We start from the raw sequence: 224 nt of genomic DNA, 5'->3' as shown, positions 1-224 counted from the left end.
CGCCGTCGGGGGACTGCTCGGCCCCGGCCTTCACCACGAACGCGACGAACAGCGTGAGGAACCCGGTCAGCACCCGCACCGTGCTCGTGCCCCACAGCGCGACGAGCACCGCCCGCGTCGCGGGGGCGCGGGACCGGCGCTTGCCCGGCCGGGTGGCGGGCACCGCCGCGGTCACCTCGCCCGCGGTGGACTCGACCCGGCGGGGGATCCGTAGGCAGAGCACG

1 pseudogene is annotated in these 224 nt (G+C 77.7%); it reads right to left on the bottom strand.

The annotated features are described in order from the left end of the window. Positions 1-224, bottom strand: a pseudogene (locus GTW08_RS20890) (MFS transporter); the annotation flags it as partial.

The organism is Pseudonocardia sp. SID8383 (assembly GCF_009864975.1).
GTDB lineage: Bacteria > Actinomycetota > Actinomycetes > Mycobacteriales > Pseudonocardiaceae > Pseudonocardia > Pseudonocardia alni.
The sequence above is the reverse complement of the archived record's forward strand: the minus strand, read 5'-3'. Positions and strand labels throughout refer to the sequence as shown.